Source organism: Acinetobacter lwoffii, from assembly GCF_024129685.1.
Taxonomy (GTDB): Bacteria; Pseudomonadota; Gammaproteobacteria; order Pseudomonadales; family Moraxellaceae; genus Acinetobacter; species Acinetobacter lwoffii_X.
In genome coordinates, this window is the sequence record NZ_JAMXXL010000067.1 from 1 (window position 1) to 2,312 (window position 2,312).

Here is a 2,312-nt window from a genome sequence, read left to right on the forward strand (position 1 = left end):
GACAGGCAGTTTCCCAGTCGTAGCAACATACTCAAGAATACTAGTGAAGAAATCCGTAGGTGCAATACCTTGCTCTTTAAGGATTGAATAAGATTTTTCTTTAAGGGCTTCATCGATCCTGAAGTTAACAGTAGCCATCATATTTCCCAAGTATTTAATGTACTAGGAATATTGTAATGCAAATTGCATTACAAGTCGACTTCGCATAACAGCCATTATGTTAAATGGAAGGAAGCAAAATAAGTTAACATTTTGCTTCCGGCCACATTAAGCTAGAGTTTTATTTAAATAAAGCTATTTAGTAATCATTAAATTAATTAAAATCTAAATCTAACACCAGCTCCATATAACCAACCTTTCTCAGAGTTTGATTCTATTTGCCACGACGTTTCATCATTACCTTTTGAATACTCATAGGCAATGTCGATATACGGCATGATCTTTTTACTGATTTCATAGCGAGTTTCAAACCCTGCGGTTGCACTGCTTAAACCAGTTTTTTTCGCATATTTAGAGTCATCACTAAAGATAGCATCCAACTCTAAATAAGGTTGAATAATCAACTTTTGCGTAATCAGAAAATCACGTTCCGTTTCTAGGCTAAAGCCCGCATAATTGTCTTCTCCCGCATAGAGATAAGCATCAGTTTCAAAGAAATATGGCGCCATACCATGTAAGCCAATCACCGCATCAACATTTTCTTCGGTGTCTTTGCGATGATCATTGAGTTCAACTTTTTCACTACGATAACGTGCACCAATCTGTGCATCCCAAAAGTCTGAAATCATACGGCTATATAAAAGTTTGGCATCATAATGTGCATCATGCGATTCTTCTTTATCGGCATGAATTTTAATAAAAACCTTATTTTCATCTGTGCCAATACGGGTTTCAAACTCTGACTTTAAATCACCTGTGCCATCTTCATTGACAAGCCACTTATTGTCCACTGTCGTAATCGCATAAATTTGCGCACCGTGTTCTGAGCGATGATCATAATGCGAACTCTGCTGAGCATTCGCATCTGGTACATGATGTAAATGATTAACCGTAGATGTTGCCTGATGTTGTGCCTGATTCATTTGGCTATGGTTCATTTGAGAGCGATCCATTTGCATCGGCTGATTTTGACTAGAAGATGTAGCAACTGTCATTTTTTCAGGCGCACTATGATCTTCACCATTATGTGCCAAACTCACTGCACTGACCATCAACAAAGAGCTTGCTAAAACAGTTTTAGAAAAAAGATTAATGGTGCGCATGTTGATCTCCTTTCTGTACTTTTTGATCTTGCTGTTTCTCTGTTGATTTGTGATGCATTGGCTGATGACCTGCATGTTGATGGTTCATCGGTGCTGAATGTGCAGCATGATTCATTTTCCCCATCATCTGCATGTGTTGTGCATGCTCTTGTGGAGAATGCTGTGAATGATCCATCTCAGACATCGCTTGATGATTCATTGATGGTACATTTTTTCCATCAGTCTGAGCAGTTGAATGATGCCCTTCGTGCGCCAAACTTAAGCTTGTTAAACTCAATACCGCAACAGAAAAAAACGCTTTAAATACAAAATTAGTGATGTGCATGTCCAGCTCCTTTTTGCTCAGTTACTTGGTGAGTTTGAGTCGAATTTGTACCTTGAATTGGCGTTGTAGACACTTGTTCATCGCTAACATTTGCCACGATCAACTTGTTCATCATTCCTGCACTCATGTGATACAACAAATGACAATGGATTGCCCATTCGCCCAACTCATCCGCAGTTAATAAAGCAGTCACTGTTTTACCCGGTGGTACAATCAATGTGTGTTTATTCGGCATATCTACCGACTCTTGACCATTCTCCAACTGCATAAACATGCCATGTAAATGCATGGGGTGCGCCATCATACTGTCATTAATAAATTTGATACGGATACGCTCGCCATACTTCACTTTTAATGGCTCAGCATCGCTGAATTTTTTACCGTTAATCGTCCAAATATAACGCTCCATAGTACCGCCCAAACGCACTACTAATTCACTGCTAGCTTCACGAGTATCTTTTTGCGGTTCTAAAGATTTTAAATCACTATATTGCAAGGCTTTATTGCCCGCAGGTGTAGATGCATTTGCCCAACCATAAACCACTTGATCATTTTCTTGTGGTTTTGCTGTGCCATGCTGTGAATGATCCATTTTCGAGTGATCCATGCCTTGCATATCGCCATGGTTCATTTTTGAATGATCCATTTTCGAGTGATCCATGCCTTGCATATCGCCATGGTTCATTTTTGAATGATCCATTTTCGAGTGATCCATGCCTTGCATA

4 protein-coding genes are annotated in these 2,312 nt (G+C 39.3%); all 4 read right to left on the reverse strand.

All coding sequences use genetic code 11. The annotated features are described in order from the left end of the window. Nucleotides 1–138, reverse strand: a 138-nt coding sequence (locus NI464_RS15650) for a type II toxin-antitoxin system RelB/DinJ family antitoxin (protein WP_253139509.1), incomplete at its 3' end; no start/stop codon positions are given. Between the two features lie 179 nt (nt 139–317). Next, nucleotides 318–1,262, reverse strand: a complete 945-nt coding sequence (locus tag NI464_RS15655) for a copper resistance protein B (protein WP_004668309.1) — start codon at nt 1,260–1,262, stop codon at nt 318–320. Next, nucleotides 1,249–1,587 (reverse strand): hypothetical protein, encoded by a 339-nt coding sequence (locus tag NI464_RS15660; protein WP_004897649.1) that lies wholly within the window; start codon nt 1,585–1,587, stop codon nt 1,249–1,251. The genes NI464_RS15655 and NI464_RS15660 overlap by 14 nt, the downstream gene beginning before the upstream one ends. Beyond that, a partial coding sequence (locus tag NI464_RS15665) for a multicopper oxidase domain-containing protein (RefSeq protein WP_253139507.1) occupies nt 1,574–2,312 on the reverse strand: 739 nt, incomplete at its 5' end. The genes NI464_RS15660 and NI464_RS15665, both read right to left, overlap by 14 nt.